At 38.7% G+C, this 20,461-nt stretch carries 19 protein-coding genes and 1 pseudogene; 13 read left to right on the forward strand and 7 right to left on the reverse strand.

Features of this window, described 5'->3' with window-relative positions; all coding sequences use genetic code 11:
- A pseudogene (locus C9J41_RS19430) lies at positions 1-143 on the forward strand (IS3 family transposase); the annotation flags it as partial.
- Positions 144-212: 69 nt separating this feature from the next.
- On the forward strand, positions 213-494 hold the full coding sequence (locus C9J41_RS19435; RefSeq protein WP_107292821.1) for a hypothetical protein: 282 nt from the start codon (positions 213-215) through the stop codon (positions 492-494).
- Between the two features lie 50 nt (positions 495-544).
- Here C9J41_RS19435 and C9J41_RS19440 read toward each other — a convergent pair whose 3' ends face one another.
- Positions 545-1,555 (reverse strand): SUMF1/EgtB/PvdO family nonheme iron enzyme, encoded by a 1,011-nt coding sequence (locus tag C9J41_RS19440; RefSeq protein ID WP_107294914.1) that lies wholly within the window; start codon positions 1,553-1,555, stop codon positions 545-547.
- 251 nt (positions 1,556-1,806) lie between these two features.
- Between C9J41_RS19440 and C9J41_RS19445 the strand changes: the two genes are divergently transcribed.
- From C9J41_RS19445 to C9J41_RS19455, 3 genes are all read left to right on the forward strand, one after another.
- Entirely contained in the window at positions 1,807-2,778 is a 972-nt protein-coding gene (locus tag C9J41_RS19445) for a tetratricopeptide repeat protein (protein ID WP_107292819.1), read from the forward strand.
- A 702-nt stretch (positions 2,779-3,480) separates the two neighbouring features.
- Positions 3,481-4,434 (forward strand): ribosome biogenesis GTPase YlqF, encoded by a 954-nt coding sequence (gene ylqF, locus C9J41_RS19450; RefSeq protein ID WP_199187159.1) that lies wholly within the window; start codon positions 3,481-3,483, stop codon positions 4,432-4,434.
- 536 nt (positions 4,435-4,970) lie between these two features.
- Positions 4,971-6,131 carry an MFS transporter gene (locus C9J41_RS19455; RefSeq protein WP_107208438.1) on the forward strand — a complete coding sequence of 387 codons (1,161 nt, stop codon included), beginning with the start codon at positions 4,971-4,973 and terminating at the stop codon, positions 6,129-6,131.
- 58 nt (positions 6,132-6,189) lie between these two features.
- Here C9J41_RS19455 and C9J41_RS19460 read toward each other — a convergent pair whose 3' ends face one another.
- Positions 6,190-7,104 (reverse strand): ROK family protein, encoded by a 915-nt coding sequence (locus C9J41_RS19460; protein WP_107247949.1) that lies wholly within the window; start codon positions 7,102-7,104, stop codon positions 6,190-6,192.
- Between the two features lie 275 nt (positions 7,105-7,379).
- On the opposite strand from C9J41_RS19460, the gene rodA reads away from it, so the two are divergent.
- Positions 7,380-8,471 (forward strand): rod shape-determining protein RodA, encoded by a 1,092-nt coding sequence (rodA, locus tag C9J41_RS19465; protein ID WP_107294915.1) that lies wholly within the window; start codon positions 7,380-7,382, stop codon positions 8,469-8,471.
- A 40-nt stretch (positions 8,472-8,511) separates the two neighbouring features.
- On the opposite strand, the gene C9J41_RS19470 is transcribed toward rodA, so the two are convergent.
- The 4 genes from C9J41_RS19470 to C9J41_RS19485 all read right to left on the reverse strand — a co-directional run bounded on the left by C9J41_RS19470 (position 8,512) and on the right by C9J41_RS19485 (position 11,587).
- Entirely contained in the window at positions 8,512-9,555 is a 1,044-nt protein-coding gene (locus tag C9J41_RS19470; protein WP_107288032.1) for an outer membrane beta-barrel protein, read from the reverse strand.
- A gap of 169 nt (positions 9,556-9,724) precedes the next feature.
- Positions 9,725-9,961, reverse strand: coding sequence for a DUF3389 domain-containing protein (locus C9J41_RS19475; RefSeq protein WP_107294916.1), 237 nt, complete (start codon positions 9,959-9,961; stop codon positions 9,725-9,727).
- Positions 9,962-9,969: 8 nt separating this feature from the next.
- Entirely contained in the window at positions 9,970-10,401 is a 432-nt protein-coding gene (locus tag C9J41_RS19480) for a hotdog fold thioesterase (RefSeq protein WP_107294917.1), read from the reverse strand.
- 115 nt (positions 10,402-10,516) lie between these two features.
- Positions 10,517-11,587, reverse strand: coding sequence for an OmpA family protein (locus C9J41_RS19485; protein WP_107208432.1), 1,071 nt, complete (start codon positions 11,585-11,587; stop codon positions 10,517-10,519).
- A 539-nt stretch (positions 11,588-12,126) separates the two neighbouring features.
- Between C9J41_RS19485 and C9J41_RS19490 the strand changes: the two genes are divergently transcribed.
- Complete coding sequence (locus tag C9J41_RS19490; protein ID WP_107294918.1) at positions 12,127-13,599, forward strand: FAD-dependent oxidoreductase; 1,473 nt, start codon at positions 12,127-12,129, stop codon at positions 13,597-13,599.
- A 125-nt stretch (positions 13,600-13,724) separates the two neighbouring features.
- Here the strand turns inward: C9J41_RS19490 and C9J41_RS19495 are convergent, their stop codons facing one another.
- Positions 13,725-14,417 carry a hypothetical protein gene (locus C9J41_RS19495; protein WP_107261846.1) on the reverse strand — a complete coding sequence of 231 codons (693 nt, stop codon included), beginning with the start codon at positions 14,415-14,417 and terminating at the stop codon, positions 13,725-13,727.
- A 309-nt stretch (positions 14,418-14,726) separates the two neighbouring features.
- Between C9J41_RS19495 and C9J41_RS19500 the strand changes: the two genes are divergently transcribed.
- From C9J41_RS19500 to C9J41_RS19525, 6 genes are all read left to right on the forward strand, one after another.
- On the forward strand, positions 14,727-15,269 hold the full coding sequence (locus C9J41_RS19500; RefSeq protein WP_107208429.1) for a hypothetical protein: 543 nt from the start codon (positions 14,727-14,729) through the stop codon (positions 15,267-15,269).
- A 158-nt stretch (positions 15,270-15,427) separates the two neighbouring features.
- A complete protein-coding gene (locus C9J41_RS19505; protein ID WP_107247945.1) occupies positions 15,428-16,372 on the forward strand; it encodes a DNA ligase in 945 nt (314 codons plus the stop codon).
- Positions 16,373-16,608: 236 nt separating this feature from the next.
- Positions 16,609-17,718, forward strand: a complete 1,110-nt coding sequence (pdhA, locus tag C9J41_RS19510) for a pyruvate dehydrogenase (acetyl-transferring) E1 component subunit alpha (protein ID WP_107294919.1) — start codon at positions 16,609-16,611, stop codon at positions 17,716-17,718.
- On the forward strand, positions 17,711-18,694 hold the full coding sequence (locus C9J41_RS19515) for an alpha-ketoacid dehydrogenase subunit beta (RefSeq protein ID WP_107294920.1): 984 nt from the start codon (positions 17,711-17,713) through the stop codon (positions 18,692-18,694). Before pdhA ends, C9J41_RS19515 begins: the two co-directional genes overlap by 8 nt.
- Positions 18,691-19,893, forward strand: coding sequence for a dihydrolipoamide acetyltransferase family protein (locus C9J41_RS19520; protein WP_107294921.1), 1,203 nt, complete (start codon positions 18,691-18,693; stop codon positions 19,891-19,893). The genes C9J41_RS19515 and C9J41_RS19520 overlap by 4 nt, the downstream gene beginning before the upstream one ends.
- Before the next feature lie 127 nt (positions 19,894-20,020).
- Positions 20,021-20,341 carry a cytochrome c gene (locus C9J41_RS19525; protein WP_107208424.1) on the forward strand — a complete coding sequence of 107 codons (321 nt, stop codon included), beginning with the start codon at positions 20,021-20,023 and terminating at the stop codon, positions 20,339-20,341.
- Positions 20,342-20,461 lie beyond the last annotated feature (120 nt).

Consider the following 20,461-nt stretch of genomic DNA (forward strand, 5'->3'; position numbering starts at 1 on the left):
CTGAAGCAAAACACGAAATCACTCGATATATTATTGGTTATTACAGCCAATTACGACCACATCAATATAATGGCGGATTAACACCGAATGAATCAGAACGATTATATTGGTTAACCTCTAAAACCGTAGCTAGTATTTGTTGACCACTACACAATTCCCTAGTACATACATATTGGCTTAATCTTGAGGAGGAGCAGGAAGCAGCAATTTATGTGTTATTAAGCGGTACGATTCGCTCTTGGCGAAAGTTTGTTGAAGTGTTAGCCCACATGAATGTCGAGGGTAAAAAACATAGTTCAGATAATGCGCTTGTGAAAAACCTACAGCGCATAAACTACATCTTAGATGGCGATCAACAAAAAGAATTTAATCAATGGATTGCTCAGTTAGCGAGTGTAAATTATTTAGATAATATGGGTATGATCCCTTCAACTCCATTCACCATTTATGATTTCCAACATAGAAAGCAAAAGAAAAGAGTATTAAAAATTTAATTTGGAGCTGCCGACAATAGCCAAATGTTATTGTCGGCACTAACTGAATACTACTTTACTGGTGTCGGTTGCTGCACCGCGCAGCGAAAACCATTGAGTGAGATATATCCATCTTGAGCTATGGCTTGGCCTGCTCGAGATGTTGTTAACCCCCCTCCTCTCATGACTTTTTTAGATCCTCTCGATGGCCCTTGAGGGTCGAGTTCAGGGGAGCGTTGATAATAATCTTCGCTATACCAGTCATTCATCCATTCCTTTACATTTCCTGCCATATCATACAAACTTAATGGATTTGGCGGATACAATTTAATTTGATTTAAATCTATAGAGCTACCAATATTCCATTCATCTTTTGTGTAATCAACATACCTTCCATCAACCAAATGCTGGTCACCTTTACGCTGAAGGTAACCGTTATTGGTTGCATAGTATAGATGCTTCCCACGATTTCTTGCCGCATATTCCCATTGTGCTTCTGTGGGTAAATCAATCGGAGAACCCGTTAATTCACCCAGCCATAAACAGTAATCTTTTGCCTCTTGCCAGGTTTTGGTTGGTGTTGCTTTATTTTTAAACTGTTCATCAGAAAGGTCATATTTCGCCCTATTTTCAGCTTTGACAACGGGCAGATTATGCGCCCTTTTAAAAGCATCAAAGCCGTGATAGGTCGTTTCATGATTAGCTAATGAGTAGTTACTTAAGGTTACTTTATGCATAAAATTAGCGCCAGTTTCAGCATTCGACAAAGCGGTATTACACTTAGCATCTGGCGACCAATCCATTCTATCCGTAGAAATGGGGTTACAAGGGGCTTTAAATGCGCCCATCATGAAGGTTCCACCTTTGATAAATACCATGCTTTCAAGTGATTCAACAGCAACTTCGACGATTTGATGTTGAAGTTTGGTATCTGCATCAGGGTAGAGCTTTTTTACTTTCGCTTCTATTTGAGTGATTTTCTCAGCTGGTACCGTTTTACTGGTTACTGAAGCGGTTGTCTCTCCAGTGCATGCTGTTAATACACATGCGCTTATTAATAGGCTCAGGTATTTTCTATACATTGCGCAATCAAATCCTTTCTGTACTCATTCTGTAAGGTAATGCATGTAACTTCGTTAAAATTCTTCTATTTTGATTTGCTACATTAAAACAACACTAAACTCATTATTCATTTAACTTAATGAATTAAAGTCAAATCTGTAATGATACATCACTACACGAGCAGGCAATAATTAGGAGTACCCTTACCTATCTTAACTTATCAGTAGCCCCCCATAACAGCTTTATAGGCAGTAATAAGGATTAATAAATAATGCAAAAAGTAAAAATAGGTTACCGGTGGCTGTTATGTTTATGCCTGTTGTGCGCCTCACAAACACAGGCACAAACAACATACCCTGCGCCAAGCTCCATGTCTGTTGAAGATGCCTATCAATTAGGCGATTTACTCGTCGACCAATATAAAATAAAACAAGGGCAACCTTATTTGAAATACGCGGCAGATAAGGGGAATGCAAAAGCTGCTTTAGCTTATTCATGGACCTTTAGAACGAATATTATGGCCCAAACCCCTCAAGAACATGAATATGCTGTTAAAGCCGCGAAACTAGGAAGCGAAAAAGCTAAATTTGTTCTGTCGACAGATACAAATATTTATGGTGATAGAGAGGAATATCGTACGCCTTTAGTTAAAGAATTAAAAGTTAGAGCAGAACAAGGAGATGGTAACGCAATGAATATGTTATCCTTCTTATACCCTGATGAGTCTAATGACTGGTTGAAGAAAGCTGCTGACCATGAAAACTCAAAGGCACAGGCAAGCCTAGCAAGTATGTATGCTGGCGGAGATGGCTGGTTTTTCATACCTGGCAATCGAGAAAAAGAAGTAAAACGTCTTTACAAGGCCTCTGCTGAACAGGGTAACTTTAGGGGGATGGAAGGTTATGCTTCTATAATTTATGATGAAGGCAATAAAAAAGAAGCGTTAGATATTTGGATAAAGATGGCAAATACTGGAGATGCTGGTTCTATAATATTTCTTGCTGCACGGTACCTACATTCATTACCACAAATCACTTACCCTGAAAAAGACGAAGTGCTTGGAGCTGCTTACTCAAAAATATATCTTGATTCAATGGGTACAGACAAAGAGCATGACCTTTATGATATTTATAAAGAACAATACCTTGAAACAATGAGTCATTTATCTGATGCCCAGAAAAAACAAGTCAACGACTTTGCTAAAGAGTTCTTAAGTAAACATACGGTGAGAGTACTTCGCTAATCTTGTATAGCCCTTATATTCATTGCCTTAAACGCTCCCTCTAATGGGAGCGTTTTTTATCGGTGAAAACAAAATACGTAAACTGTAACTTGAATATGTATCTACGATTTATCCAGAAAATTTAAGCCTTCAGGCCAATTATTGCCCAGCTGGTTATAGGTGTATTCTCAGCGAGGTGAAAAACCTCAAACTCGCGTTTTTTATGGAAGAGAGTAATAAAACATCCAGAATTTAAACTAAATATTTTTAGTTAACTTTGATTAGAATATCTCATCCAAAATTCTGTTAATACGATATGAATGAGCATTTACTCTGACTAATAATGGGGCATTTACGAGTTAGCAGAAAAGTTAACTCATTTGTGATTAGCCAACAGCCTATAGATTTTCTGATATCCAGACATGGTATATTCAACCTTCCTCACACCAAGGCTAAAGATTATTTCTAGTATTTTTTACTCTTTCCTCACCCTATCTGATATTGCTGACGTTTGTTGTTGTCCTTACTTACTCAAGTAGGCATGGATATAAAGAATGATTCCAATCCTCTTTATCATTTAAGAGTGATCTACTGCCAACTATGATAGAATTTCTATCAATAACTTAATAATGCAAGATAGAACCACTATTTTTCTTGCAACAGATTTTAGTCCCTCTGGTAGTACCCCAAGGGACACCTAGAAAAATAAAGAGTACATAAATAATGAGTAATAGCATTCAGTGGTTTCCAGGGCACATGCACAAAGCCCGCAAAGAAATTGAAGAAGCGATGCCGAAAGTTGATGTGATCATCGAAGTTTTAGATGCTCGTATCCCATTTAGTAGTGAAAACCCACTGATCAAATCGTTCCGCAATACCAATGACGGTAAGCCTGTTGTTAAAGTTTTGAACAAGCGTGATTTGGCCGATCCTGAGATGACTCAACTTTGGATTGATCACCTTGAAAAAGAACAAGGTGTTAAAGCCATTGCTGTCACCACTGAAAACTTAAACGAAGTTAATCAGATCATGGATTTATGCCGCAAGCTTGCACCTCACCGTGAAGAAGCAGGTAAAAAAATTCGCACCATGATTATGGGGATTCCTAACGTTGGGAAATCAACTATTATCAATACACTTGCAGGCAGAACTGTCGCAATCACAGGAAACCAACCTGCTGTAACACGCCAACAGCAACGTATTAACCTCGATAACGGTGTACTGCTTTCTGATACGCCGGGAATTCTTTGGCCAAAAGTAGAAAACCCACATAGTGGTTTCCGCCTTGCTGCAACGGGTGCAATTAAAGATACCGCGATGGATTATATCGACGTGGCTTTCTTTACCATTGAATATCTGATCAAAGCATACCCAGATATGATCAAGGCACGTTATAACCTTGATGATGACCTACCTGAATCTGAAATTGAGCTAATGGAAGAGATTGGGCGCAAACGAGGTTGTTTAAAAGGTGGTGGTCGTGTTGATCTGCACAAAGCCTCAGTCATTCTTATCAATGAATTGCGTAACGGTACACTGGGGAATATTACTCTAGAGCATCCAGATATGATCACTGAAGAGCTGATCAATGTGGCAGTGGAAGCTGAACGTAAAGCTGAACAAAAGATCAAAAAGAAAGAAGAACGACGTAAACGCTATCTCAAAAATAAACGTTAATCGACTTCAAAATATAACTAGCCATCTTACTCTTAATGCCATATCGCTATAGTAAGGTGGCTTTTTAGTATATGTAATCCAAACTCTTCATTAGAAACCAATTTTTTTTATATTATTTTGATAAAAATGCGCTTTTTTTTGTTCTTTTTTTGCATAGAACAACAATTACAACACTAATCATTATTTAAGCTCCTCCCTATTCCGCAACAGTAAAATCAGTTCTAATTCTTTAAAAATAAATATATTAATCAGATAAAGTGCGATTTTGAGTTCAGTTTAATAATCACTACTCTAACGATTATTTTTTGGCATTAATCAATGTAATGAAATGCCCTGTTTCGCATTAGTTTTTCTCATTTTACTAATGTTAGGTTAGGGTCAATAATCGCCGAGTTTTCTAATAAAACACTTTTTTAAACAGCTCTGTCTTGTTATCTCCAGTGATCATTCCTTGATTTCTGGTTTTTCGTTTTCTAAACGTATTTACCTTAAATAAAGACAGGTTATTTCAAACATTTCACTTGGAGACCAAGGTAGTGCAAGACATCACTACTTGTCGCAAAAGCGGCGGCATTTTTGTGCCTGTTGCTGGACTAACTGTATTCGCAATCGCATCAGGCTACCTAATGAGCTTGGTTCCGTTATCATTAGCAAATTTTAAAATTGATAGCAGTTATGCAAGTTGGTTAGCAAGCATCTATTACATTGGTCTTCTTATTGGCTCAATGATGATCGAGCCAATTATTGCGAAGATTGGTCACCGTGTGGCTTTTATTACTTTTTTAGCTTTGCTAGCAGCAACTGTTGCGGTTTTGCCAATTTTTCCAAATAAAGAAGTATGGCTATTTGCACGCCTCGTTGCTGGTATGGCTGTTGCAGGTATTTTCGTTGTTGTTGAATCATGGCTACTTATTGGTGATAACGCGAAAGAGCGAGCAAAACGTCTTGGTTTTTACATGACCTCACTCTATGGTGGCACCACTGTTGGTCAATTAGCAGTAGGCATGTTTGGTGTTAAAGGGTTTATTCCTTTTATCGTTATTCTAGTGCTATTGCTAATCGCAATTTTACCGCCTCTGTTTGTAAAACAAGGTCAACCTAGCAGTGATTCACACCAAGTGTTATCAATAAAGCAAATTGCACGTTTGAGTAAACCTGCAATTATTGGTTGTATAACGTCAGGTGTTGTAATGGGCAGTATCTACGGTTTAATGCCTTTAGCATTAAAACAAAATGCTCTAACAACAGATCAAGTAGGCGTGTTGATGGCTGCAATCATTCTTGGTGGTATGGTTATTCAACCTGTCGTTAGCAAACTTTCAATTAAAATGAGCAAAACGCTATTGCTTGCTTTAATGTCTTTGCTTGGTGTTTTTGCTATGGGTATTACTTACCTATCATCAGACTATGTCGTTCTGATCACGGCATTGGCGTTGTTAGGCATGTCTGCTTTTGCGCTTTACCCAATTGCAATTACATTGGCGTGTGACAACTTGGATTCTTCATATATTGTTGCTGCAACACAAGTTATGCTGTTTAGTTACAGCATTGGTTCAGCACTAGGTCCAATTGGTGCTAACAGCTTTATGGCAGAGCAAAATGGAATAATGGATTTCTTCTTCATTGTTCTACTTGCAACGGCAATTTACATGCTAGTAGCAAGTTTACAACGTAAGCCTCAAGTTCTGGCAAGTTAAAACAAAAGCGCGATACTATTAATATGTATCGCGCTTTTAACTTTTGGCTGACTCTTGTTTAACTGATGTTCTTTACTAAAGCTGCAGCGCCATACACACCAGCACTATCCCCTAGCTCTGGTTTTACAATCAAGGTATTAAGCTCTGTATTAAACAAGTGCGGTAAAATTTGTGTTTCTATATCTTGATATAACGCGTCAATATTACCGACACCGCCACCAATCACGATGATCTCAGGATCAAGTACGTTAATAATTCGTGCGACCGCTAAACCAAAATACTCACGTAAACGTGTTATTGTTTTCACTGCTTCATGATTATTCTGTTTGGCTTGCTCGACGATCTCAGGCAAAGATAACGCTTGCGATGAAAGCTCGTAATAATAACGCTCTAATCCTTTCCCAGAAATAACCGTTTCCACACAACCTTGCTTACCGCAATAACAATCCGCGCCATTATGCTCAAGAACATTATGCCCCCACTCACCAGCAATACCATGGCAGCCGTATAAACATTTACCGTCTACCACTATGCCAGACCCTACGCCCGTTCCCATAATGATGCCAAATACAATTTGCGCATCAGGTTTGATACGTTTGACGACCCCAAAATGCGTTTCTGCTAAAGCAAAACAATTGGCATCGTTAGCAATAATTGCATGGATTCCAAGCATTTCATTAAGATCTTTATCAAGAGGCTGACCATTTAATGCCGTTGTATTGCAGTTTTTCATAACGCCATGAATCGGATCAAGCGTACCTGGTGTTCCAAAACCAACCGCGTAAGGGTAATGTCCAACTATTTTTGCGCACCGCTCAATCAGTATCTTTATTTGACCAAGTATATGTTGATAACCTTTAATACTTTCTGTCTCAATGCGTTCACGAATAATGGGTTGATCTGAGTTACGATCTATCACAATACATTCGATTTTTGTACCACCTAAATCAACACCCCAGTAATAACGATCCATCTGATTCTCCGACTAAATTTACAGAGAAAGTATAACGGTATTTATCTTTACTTCTCTGTACTTGGTCACTATTTAAGAAATATTATTGTTATACATTGTGCGCCACTAAAATTAGCATTTTATGCGATGATCATTAGAAAAACAGTCATAATATTTTATTTTAAGCCCAAGCCACATTTTGTTTCACTTTTTATCTTGCGGCAAATAATAACTCACCTAAAGTGACAGGCATTACTAACGTCTACGCAAATTTGCGTGAATCAGTGAAGTACACGATGAGTAAATTCCGTCCTTATATCGATATACCACTATTAATATCGATTTTAATTCTTATCACATTCAGTTCTTTGAGTGTATGGAGTGCAAGTAGCTTTAGTGAGCCAATTATAGAGCGTCATCTTATTCGTGCAGGAATTGCGATTATCGCATTATTGTTTATGTCATCTATTTCACCTGCCGCTTATGAGCGAAGTGCTCCATATTTGTTTTTTATTACTGTACTTTTACTTGTTGGTGTCTTTGTTCTTGGTGATAGCACCAATGGCTCGCAACGCTGGTTAGCATTAGGACCAATACGTTTTCAACCGTCAGAACTTGTAAAAATAGCGGTCCCAATCATGATGGCTTGGATTCTTGTCAGTGATGCGGGTCGACCTAGTATTAAAAAGATCATGATTTGTTTGATAGTAACTGCGATTCCAGCGGGATTGATTTTTATTCAGCCAGATCTAGATGGTGCTATCTTCACGGTAATGTACGCTCTATTTGTTCTATATTTTGCGGGGATGTCATGGAAGTTAATTTCATCTGTGATAGCCATTATTGGTGTCAGTCTTCCATTGGCGTGGTATTTCGTAATGGAGACTTACCAGAAAAAACGTATTCTTCAATTTTTAAATCCTGAATCAGATCCATTAGGCTCTGGCTATCAGATCATTCAATCCAAAATTGCGATTGGATCTGGTGGGATTTCTGGCAAAGGTTGGATGGATGCAACACAAGGTCATCTTGGTTTCATTCCAGAGAGTCATACCGATTTTATCTTCTCAACATTTGCAGAAGAATGGGGATACATTGGTAGCTTCACTATTTTAGCTATCTATACGTTTATGACTTTTAGAGTGTTATGGCTGGCGAATCAGTCAGAATCAACGTTTGCACGATTAGTCAGTGGCTCATTTGCTTTAAGTTTCTTTCTTTATAGTTTTATTAATATTGGTATGGTGAGCGGTGTATTACCTGTTATGGGAAGTCCATTACCTTTCTTTAGCTATGGTGGTTCAGCGATTATTACTCAAGGTGCTATTTTCGGTATTATTATGTCGCTTTGTTTAAGAAAGAAATCTATTTGCGCACCTAATACCTAATAGATTGAGTCAAAAAAAGCGCCTTTCGGCGCTTTTTTATTTATAGGTTATTTTCCATTGCGCAGCAGTCTGGACGCTCAGCAGCATCTTCTGTGGCAATCTTTAATGCTGGTGAGTAAATCTCTACACGACGATTTTCTGCTCGACCTTTCGCGGTATCATTAGTCGCAATAGGGTTTGCTTCACCCATCCCTTTCGCTGTAATTTGGCTAGCGTCAGCAACATACTGAGAAAGCAAATCAGCTACATTTTTCGCACGCTTTTCAGATAATTTCTGGTTATAAGCTGCGCTACCTGTATTTGATGTATAGCCCGTCACTTCAGTTGTTGCACTCGGGTAACGTGTTAAACGTTGAATCATTGGTTGAAGGCGTTGCTTATCTTTTTCAGTTAAATGCTTACCATCAACACCATAAGCAATCGTAACCGTTGAAGGCTCTACTGTTACTGTTGCAGCTTGAACTGGCGGTGCAGTATCAACAACTGGTGCAACAACGGCAGGCGCTGCTCCCCAGCTATATACAAGGCTCAAACCATAAAACTGTGTATCAAAGTTATAAGCTAGATTCGTGTTACGAGGCTTAGACTGAATATCGTGGTAAAGCTGGTACTCTAAACGGGTAGATAGATGGTTAGTCAATTTATACTCAACACCGACACCAGCCGTACCAAGTAAATGATCATCAAGGTCTTTAACGCCATAGCCATGGAAGTCAGCGAGCATGTAACTGCCACCTAACTTACCAAACACGCCCCATTGATCATTGAGGTTCCATGTCATTTTAGCTGTAAGATCAATAGCATGTTGCTTAATCTTATTATTTTCAAACTTAGCTTCACCTAACCATGTATAACCCGTTTCAACCGCAAACCAAGGTGTAAAGTTGTAACCTGCAAATACACCAGCCGCGACATCATCTTTATTAAGATTTATGCCAGTTATATCTTGATAGTTCTGTTGAAAATTTGAATAGTGAGCACCACCGAGTCGTGTGCCAACATAAAAAGGATTAACAGTAGCAGCAGATACAGCGGTTGATACAACTAATGCAAGCGGTAGTAATGCAATATATTTTTTAGACATGTGAAATTCTTATTATTGTTCAATTATTACTCTAACATACCCGATGAGAGGTAAATGTTTCCTGTAGGGAATAATATTCCATATTTATAATTTCAACTAGGTTATTCAGAGATAAATTAGTTCATAAAGATAATTTTAATATTCTTTATTCAATATAAAGCAAAAAAGGTTAATAAATAGTAATCGCAATACCTATTTCATTAGCAAGTTGTTGCAATTGCTCATTCGAATCTAACTTTATAGACCAATTAATCCCGCAACCAACAGCACTAACAACATTAGCGCCAGAAATAAGTGTTAGCTCATCAACTTGTGCTTGAAGGTTAATCCTGCAATTTCCATCAATTCTCACAACGACTTCTCGTTGAGTCGCGATAATTCGACCTTGTTCAAAATGTATTATCATCGGTTATTTTATTTCTTCTTTTTATTAATAATGACGGCCATTGTTAATCGGCTAGTACAAATTAATCGCTGTCTTTCATCTCTTATTTCGATTTGCCAAACTTGTGTGGTTGCGCCTAAATGAAGAGCACTAGCACGGCCAGTTACAACCCCCTCTCTTATTGCACGAATATGATTTGCGTTAATATCTAAGCCAACGCAGTACTTATCATGATCTACACACAAATTTGCGGCTACTGACCCTAATGTTTCAGCTAAAACGACTGAGGCTCCACCATGTAACATACCCAGTGGCTGGTATGTTCTGTGATCAACTGGCATTGTTGCCGAGAGTGATTCTTCGTCAAAAGTTGAGTAGGTAATACCTAAATGTTTAATTAATGTATTTTCTGAGGTTTTATTAAGGCTTGCTAAACTAAACTCTCTTTTCCAAATAGTCATTCGACTCTCATACCATTAAACTACGATAAAGTAATAGTTTAACATTGATTTTAAATTTTATTACAAACATAAAAAAAGCGCCTTGCGGCGCTTTTTTATAACTCAAAAGAGTTAATTACTGAACTACAGCTTCTGCAACTTCAGCTTGGATTTCAAAACCAGGAGTAGTTACATCTACACGACGGTTCTGAGCACGACCTTCAGCAGTGTCGTTTGAAGCTACTGGATCTAGCTCACCACGGCCTTCGCCTTTAACACGGCTTGCATCGATGTTGAAGTGCTTCATTAGATATACCGCTACAGTCTTAGCACGCTCTTCAGAAAGCTTCTGGTTGTAAGCTTCTGAGCCACGGCTATCAGTGTGACCGATAACAACTAGTTCTGCGTTAGGGAAGTTAACTAGACGCTGAGCGATAGGCTCAAGACGTGCTTGGTCTTCTGTAGTTAGTGTGTCGCTGTCGAATGCGAAAGGCATTGTTACAGAAATTGGCTCAACTTGAACAGTTGCAGCTTCAACAACTTCTTCAACTACTGGTACAACAACTGGTGCAGGAGCGCCCCAACCGTAAACTAGGCTCATACCGTAGTAGTGAGTATCCCAACTTACCTTCGTATCAGTACCAGTCGGCTTAGTTTCCATATCGTGGTAGTACTGGTATTCAGCACGTGCAGATAGGTTATCAGTGAAGTGGTATTCAGCACCTAGACCTGCAGTTGCAATTAGACTGTCATCACGATCGGTTTCTGTTTGAGTTGGAAGGCCTTTAGCACGAGTGAACTGCCATGCACCACCAACTTTAGTGTATAGATCTACTTTATCAGTTGCTTGGTAAGTGAACTTACCTACAAGGTCGATAACTTGTTGTTCTACTTTACCTTTGTCATGATGCTTGTCACCTTTTAGAGTCACTTCACCTAACCAAGTGTAACCACCCTCAATTGCAAACCATGGTGTTACGTTGTAACCCATAAATAGACCTGCAGCGAAATCATCACGATCAATACGGAACTCAGAACTTGGATTACCGTAAGTAAAGCCACCATTAACTGCTGTCTTTGAATCGAAGTCAGCGTAATGAGTGCCGCCAGCACGAACGCCAGCGTAGAATGGGTTTTCAGTTGCTGCGTTCACTGCACCAGAAATTAAAAGTGCAAGAGGTAAAATCGCAAAACGTGCTTTAGACATGTTTTTTATCCTTTATTTTATGAATGTTGCCACTACAGGTGCTTTTTTAGATGCTTAAACTCACAAATACAAACATAGTTTTTATTTTTGCGTATCACCTCAAAAAAACAGGGGTTAATTTACCAAACATAAAAATAAAAAGCTATAATGAAAAAATTTCTTGTAACATTTAACTTTTTTAAATGGTTGTATTTAAAAGATTCATGAATATTACCCATCAAAATACTGCTTTTATAAAATAAAATAATTATCACATTTTAACAACAAACCCTATCGTACTTATGATTGTGTAATTTTATTTTCCAGCTATTGACTCGGTTTTTATATCCACTTTTCATTCATATTTATGCTTAATTAAACAAAGCGGCTATTTTGTAAGCAAAAAAAATAAGTGCGATTGTTCTAACTTTTGATCTAACTTTATATTTCTCTCGTAACTGTATCCTTGTAAAATACAATTGGCTTAACATCCTTAATTAAAGCCATACAATTTTTAACCTTATAACCACTATTGAATTTCACATTTAAGCCTAATCATTATGAATATTTCAGAGCGCCACTCTTCAGAAGGCATTAGCCATTCAACTGTTGGTATTATTGGTGGAGGGGTCGCGGGTGCTACGATTGCACTTCGTCTTGCTGAATTGGGAATTTCAATAAACCTATTCGAAGAAGGGATAAGTCTCGTTAACGGCCCACCTATTTGCCATCTTCATGCGGGCGGAAATTTATATCGTGAGATTTCTAGTCAACAGTGTCTCAACCTATTAGAGCAATCGATTGATACGCTCAGAGTGTTCAAACATACCGCGAACATTCGCCCAACTGTTATCGCTGTGCCCATTGACGATAACGGCTCGGCATTAGATTTAATACCTCGCTTAGATTTACTAAAAACCACTTACGAACAATTGGTGAAACGAGATAGTAAGAATAAAGTGCTAGGTGAGCCTAGTGATTACTTCACTCTCTATTCGCAGCAAGATATAGAAAAGTTAAAGCTCTTAGATAATCCAACATACCCAGTCACACCTGATGATTGGATGATCCCTGTCGCCAAATCGCTTCAATTAGATCAATTCAAATACCCTATCGTAATGGTACAAGAGTATGGTTTAAGTGTATTTCGAATTGCAGCAACCGCATCCCTAGCACTGAAGCAGATGGAGAACTGTCATGTATTACTTTCAAGTAAAGTGTGTGGGGTTGAATTTGACCAAGTCACTCAGCGATGGTTAATCACTTATGAAACTCAGGATAATCATAAGCAACAATGTACTGTTGATTACTTGATCAATGCTTGTGGCTATCGTTCTGGCACAATCGATGATCTTGCTCATATTCCACGAGAGCGAATGGTAGAATTTAAAGCCGCTTATGTAACACGCTGGGAGAAATGTGAGGGGCATTGGCCAGAAGTGATTATTCATGGTGAGCGTGGTACGCCAAAAGGCATGGCTCAACTCACACCTTACCCTAATGGCTACTTCCAATTACATGGAATGACAAAAGACATTACTCTATTTGAAAATGGGTTAGTAACCTCTGATCATTCCTCTGCTCAACCAAAACTTAATGACGCTTTTAAAGAAAAATTAAACCGTCAATGGTCTGAAGAAGAAGTGATTGAGCGTACAGAAAAAGCGATAAAACATGTCGCACAATATGTTGATACATTTAAAAGTGCTGTTGTAGGCGGAAAACCATTATTTGGCGCTCAGCAAATCCCAGGGACTGATGCAACGCTTCGTGCTGCAGATATATCGTTCTCTGGTGACAACTATGCGCGTTCTGAAATAGTAAAAGCTTCATCAGCACTATCAGCAGCCGATGCTATTGTGAATGAACTCATCACAAAAGGAATCATCAATTCGTATCATGATGATGTAACTACAAGAGAGCAGCTTTTTTCAACAACCTTGCAGTTAGATAAACAAGAAATAGTGGCGAATGCGGAAAAAATTGCCATTCAGCGCGGTTTTCCTGCTTCACTTGCTCAACCTATAGGTTAATAGCTAAATTATAAAAAGCCGCAATGCCTCATTTTATAGTGTCACTTCACTGTAAAAGATCAACATTGCGGCTTTTTTGAGGCTATTCCTAGCACTCAGAAAGAACCTTGATAAAGGTTAACTCATTACGCATTAATTTTCTTATTAAGCGTAGCTAACGACTGTTTTAACTGGCTTTCTTGTGCTTTTAACGTATTAAGCTTCTGTTGAAAAGCCGCGTAATTATCACAATCTTTTTGTGATACCCAGTTCCAGCTATTACCGGATTTAAACTCTGCACATGCTTTTTTTGCTTTTTTTATATCAGGGCTAAGAGCCACTATTTGCCTTTGAACTACAGCTAAATCATGCTGTGTCTTTGATTTTTGTTCAAACAACACATTTGAATTATCGATCACTTCTTTTTGTTGCTTGGTTTTAGTTTTTAGCGCTACCACTTCTTTATTAAGTTTCTTTTTGGTCACGACCAGTTTTTGGGTTGTCTCTTGCTGCTTTTGAATATTAGTTAATTGCTGTGTTAATTGCTCAAGCTGAACCTTTTGTTGATCTAACTGCAAATTTAGTGCATCTAACTTTTGATTAGAGCTTTCAACAAGTAACGCTTTCTCATCTGTTAACTGTTTAACTGATAACTTTTCTTTATTGAGTTCGTCAACTACTGACTGATAGTCACTTTTTAACGTACTATATGCCGTCGTCACAGGCACATTATTGTAATGCTGTATACCTGCGCCCAATGCCCCGCCAGCTAATAACCCAAGAAGTAACGACAATTTCCAGTTACGTTTTGTAGTTTTTCCTGTAGTACTACTCGACATATTTTTTTCTCCTAAACATACAGCAACAGCACATTTTTAATTTTTGTTATTATCTAAATGCGTAATTTAACATTTAATATGTAATCAATTGTCATATTTATAGCAAGGTTTCGAACAACCTCACTTCGTACAGTTTAATTTAAGACTTTATCTATAAATCTAGATTGCCGTCTCAGAAATAATAATGTGTATTACAAATAATAGTTTGTAATGTTAGCCACATTTTGATTGCCATAAGCACTAGTGTTTAAAGTAGGAACAAAATGTTGTCCTCGATTTACACTGATGTATGTCTATATGGTGCGCACTATGATTACACCACTACTTTTTCTCACTGTTTCTGCTTTTTCAACGCCTCTGCTTGAAAATTCAGTTTATATCCAAAACAATTCGGCTTGTACGTTACGTATAAAAGAAGAGCGACATCAAGATAAGATTATTTTGGCATTATCATCTAATTACCATAGTAAATTTGATATTAAAATATATCATTTCAATGACTTATCCGCACCATCTCGAGGTAAATTAACTCAAGAGCCGATCTTTAATAAAACTAAAGCAGATATAAAGTACTTAGTCGATCATAACCTTTTCAAACGTATTGATAGTAAAAATGTCATCTACAGCACGACTATCGCGAATGATAATGTCAGCCCAAAATTATTCATCGATACTTTTCGCTCTCACGGCAACCGCTCGCGGATTTATATAGAAGGACTAGAGCAACCGCTCTCTTTTGTTGCTGATCATAAACAAGCACAAGCTTTCTATAATTGCGCTGATAGCTATACAACAAAGGCGGATGTTGTAGTTAAAAAAACGACATCATTATCGAGACTTAACAACAACTAAATATACTTAAAACACATTAAATTGTTAATGCTTGTATCATCTCGAAGAAATTTTAGAGTGACAACACACTATTTCAATATGAAACCGTATTGATATTTTCCATTATCACAAGTGTCTAATACCTTAATTATTACTAATTATAATTTAGAGGTTAGGCGATGATAAACATATTGACTGCTGCTGAAGTTTCCTCAAGAAAACATCTTAATTATATAAATAAACCGCTCTCACCTATCGCAGCATTAGTCATGCTGACACTTTCATTTTCTGCACAATCAACCCCTGAATTAATGAAAGCTAAAGCCTTAGATTTACAGCACCTTAATGACAAGAACAGTGTTATTGATAATATAGAATTCCCTGTCAGAGAATACCTTGTTAGTGAGAAGCTTGATGGCATTAGAGCTTATTGGAATGGCACACAACTTACGACAAAATCAGGTAGACAAATCCATGCTCCTCATTGGTTTATAAAAAACTTACCCGCAATAGCGCTTGATGGTGAATTATGGCTACAACGTGGTAAATTCCAAGCTCTGACTAAAATAGTCATGGATCACGTCCCTAATGACAAGGCATGGCGTAACGTCAAGTATATGGTGTTTGATTTACCTACATCAGATTTACCTTTTGAACAACGCTACAACAGCTTAGTTAAACTTATCCAGACTCACAGTACAGTGCCAAACAACGTGCTTTATCTAGTTGAGCATAAACGTATTAACGAAATCAGTATTCTTACGCAATGGCTTGATATTATCGTTAATAACCATGGTGAAGGCTTAATGCTTCAGCATATCAATAACTACTATGTCGCAGGCAGAACAAATAAGTTACTAAAACTCAAACAACATCAAGATGCTGAAGCAATTGTTATTGGTTACGAAAAGGGAAATGGAAAATATCAGGGATTAATGGGATCTATTTGGGTAAAAACAATCAATAATAAAACCTTTAAGATAGGAACAGGCTTTACTGAACAACAACGCAAAAACCCTCCCCCCCTTGGCACTACCATTCAGTTTCGTTACAACGGGTATACCGAACGAGGTATTCCACGGTTTGCACGTTTTAGCCGGGTAAGATTATCGCCAGACACATAGCAACATAAAAGACCATAATTTACATCAATGATAAGCATAATTAACTACCATTTGTAAACAATAGGTCTTTTTTCCAATAAATTCGCTGTATTGTTTTGTTTACTGTTATATCAACGAGAAAGCTCAAGCAAGTTGCTGTCTATTCGTTACACTTAAATTATCCAGTTCAAGCCGTTATAACGATTCACTTCTTAGCAGAAAATAATAAAGAGGTGATAAAACACAAGGAGCTTGGGATGAATAGACAGACACAATCCATGCATCGTTATATAGATCACCGTGGTCATTTAGTCACCCCTCTTCCTGAGTGGGCTAATGATACATTGCTACAGCAATTTTACCGCGATATGGTTTTAGTTCGTCACTATGATAAAAAAGCAATTGCCTTACAAAGAACAGGAAAGTTAGGGACTTATCCTTCACACCTTGGCGCGGAAGCCATTGGTATCGCGATTGGTTCTGCTATGCAATCTACCGATGTGCTTGCCCCTTATTACCGTGATATGCCCGCACTATGGGCGCGGGGTATAAGTATGTTGCAGAACTTGCAATACTGGGGCGGCGATGAATTAGGTAGCAATTTCCCCTCAACATCCCCTGATATTTCACATAATGACGATATGCCATTTTGCGTGCCAATTTCAACACAATGCACTCATGCTGTCGGTATAGCAGCAGCAATGAAAATCAAAGGATTACATAGAGCAACCGTTGCTACTTGTGGTGACGGCGCAACCTCAAAAGGTGACTTCTTAGAATCTCTCAATTGCGCTGGTGTTTGGAATATCCCCTTAGTATTTGTAATCAACAATAATCAATGGGCGATCTCTGTACCACTGCATTTGCAATGTCATGCCGAACACTTAGTCGATAAAGCCAAAGGCGCAGGAATCAAAGGTATCATGGTTGATGGCAATGATATTGTTGCCATGTACGATGCCCTTCTACAAAGTTTAGATCAGGCACGAAAAGGTAAAGGTGCGACATTAATAGAAGCGATAAGTTATCGACTTTGTGATCATACGACTGCTGACGACGCCTCTCGTTATCGTGAAGATGAAGAAGTCAAACAAGCGTGGCAATACGATCCTATTGCTCGATTAAAAACCTATTTAATCAATCAAAATTTATGGTCAGAAACCGAAGAGTCACAATGGTTAGACATTTGCCATCAGCGTATTAATCAAGCCGTTGAACAATACCTTGCTCTCACTGTACAAGCGCCAGAATCAGCATTCGATTATCTTTATGAGAAAGCCGATCCCGATCTGCACTATCAACGCGACGCGCTTATCAATAAAGCGATGCGAATGGAGAAGCAAAATTCAGGAGGGAGTAATGGCTGATATTACATTAATAGAAGCAGTTAACCTCGCTCTTCACTATGAAATGCAGCACGATCCTAATGTCGTTATTTTGGGTGAAGACATTGGTGAAAATGGTGGCGTTTTTCGTGCCACACTCGGTTTAAAACAGGATTTTGGTTGTAAACGTGTGATTGATACACCACTGGCAGAGTCGTTAATTGCTGGTGTCACTGTTGGTATGGCCTCACAGGGTCTCCGACCTATTGCTGAATTTCAATTTCAAGGCTTTATTTTTCCAGCAATGGAGCACCTAGTATGCCATGCAGCAAGACTAAGAAATCGTACTCGCGGCCGCTTAACCTGCCCTGCTGTGTTTAGAGCCCCTTTCGGTGGAGGCATTCATGCACCAGAGCATCATTCTGAAAGCATCGAAGCAATGTTTGCCCACATTCCGGGCTTAAAAGTTGTGATCCCCTCTTCACCGCAACGTGCTTATGGATTACTGCTCGCCGCGATTCGCAGTAACGATCCGATCTTATTCTTTGAACCCAAACGGATTTACCGAACCGTTAAATCACATGTCGAAAATAACGGTCTCGCTTTACCGCTTGAGCAATGTTTTACGTTGAGAAAAGGAATAGATATTACCCTAGTGACTTGGGGCGCTTGTGTGGTCGAATCACTTCAAGCAGCAGAAACCTTATCTCATCATGGCATAGAACTTGAAGTGATTGACTTAGCCAGTATCAAACCTATCGATATGGCGACCATTACGGCATCACTCGAAAAAACAGGCCGCTTATTAGTGGTGCATGAGGCAGCAAAAACCTGCGGTGTTGGTGCAGAGATCATTACAAGAGTAGCTGAAAGCGCGATGTGCTTACTGAAAGCGCCGCCTAAACGTCTAACTGGCTTTGACACCATCATGCCTTATTATCGTAATGAAGATTATTTTATGATCCAACACGATGACATTGTAAATGCCGCTCGTGAACTCATGGAGGGTTGGCAATGAAAGCATTCACATTACCCGATCTTGGTGAAGGTCTCGCTGAATCAGAAATTGTGCAATGGCATATTAATATTGGCGATACTGTGAAAACCGATCAAGTGGTCGTCACTGTAGAGACAGCAAAAGCAACGGTTGATGTTCCTGCACCTTATAGTGGAAAAATTGTCCATCGTTATGGTAACGAAGGCGATGTTATTAATATTGGTCAATGCTTGCTAGAAATAGATGAGTTACTCGCGAATACTGCGAGCGCACTGCCAGAAAAAATCAGTCCAAGCTCTGCAAATCACAGATCCTCTTCGACTACTGTTGTAGGCAACATTTCCCAGCTTGATAAACATGTTGATGTTGATCCGATCTGTGATGATGCAAATCAAACCGTTAATTTACACTCGATTGCTAATCAACATCATCCATTAATTGCGACCCCTTCAGCACGGTTATTGGCACAGAAATTAGGTGTCAATATTAAAGAAATTACCGGATCTGGGGCTAATCACTTAATTATTGATAATGATGTCTATCTTGCTTACCAACAACAAATACCAGGGACTGAAATATTAAGAGGATCGCGCCGCAATATGGCAAAAAATATGACGCGATCGCACCATGATGTCGCTTCAGTCACTCTGACTGAAGAAGCACATTTATATCACTGGCAAAAAGATGACGACATAACGGTCAATCTAGTTAAAGCTATTAATAACGCCTGTCATATAGAGCCTGCGCTTAATGCATGGTTTGATGCGGAAACAATGACAAGGTGTTTACATAAAACCGTTAATATTGGTATTGCTGTCGATAGCAGCCATGGCCTGTATGTGCCTGTGTTACATCATGCAGAACAATATCATCAGGAAGGGATCCGACGCTGGATTGATCGTACCGCTGCCAGTATTCGCAGCCGAAAAATAGATCGTCATCAATTACAAAAAGCAACCATCACACTTTCTAACTACGGCGCTATTGCCGGTATTTTTGCCACTCCCGTTGTGACACCACCGCAAGTTGCCATTATTGGTGCTGGACGGATCATGGATAAAGTGATCATGGAAGACGAACGAGTAAAAACCATAAAAGTACTGCCTCTTTCTATTACCTTTGATCATCGAGCATGTACGGGGGGAGAAGCTGCGCGATTTATTAAGGCACTAGTCAATAGTTTAGAAAGTCCCCCTTGTGACAACATTGAATCTTCATAGCGTGATAACACTTACCTGGAATAAAGTTACTAACATATTGTTACATCAAACAATAACAAAATATTGCATGGTATAAACAACAGCTTATGATAGTAATTACCTTTCATTTTGCAGTCATATAAAAACTATGCGCTATTCATTTTTTACAGCAAGTCTTATCACGCTTCTCTTTTCAAGCTCACTTATGGCAATGCCTGATGGTGATGCCACCCAAGGTGAAATAAAAACGCCGAGCTGCCGTTTTTGTCACGGCAGCAACGGCATTGCACCACGCCCAGATTACCCGAATCTAAAAGGCCAAAATGCAGAGTATTTATATAACTCAATGCAAGCATATTTAAATGACAGCCGCACTGGGGGGATGTCGTCAATGATGAAAGCCCAACTTAAAAATTTATCAGATCAAGATATCGCCGATATCTCTGAATACTATTCACAAATGAAATAATCGCGCTCAACGTCAGTCGTCCTTCAATCTGAGTAGAACGACTGATTACTTATTAATCATACAAATCAATTGCCGTGTTTTATAACGGAAAAAACATCATAGGCAGACTATCTTTGTGGT

It is taken from the genome of Photobacterium sp. GB-50, assembly GCF_003026755.1.
Taxonomy (GTDB): domain Bacteria; phylum Pseudomonadota; class Gammaproteobacteria; order Enterobacterales; family Vibrionaceae; genus Photobacterium.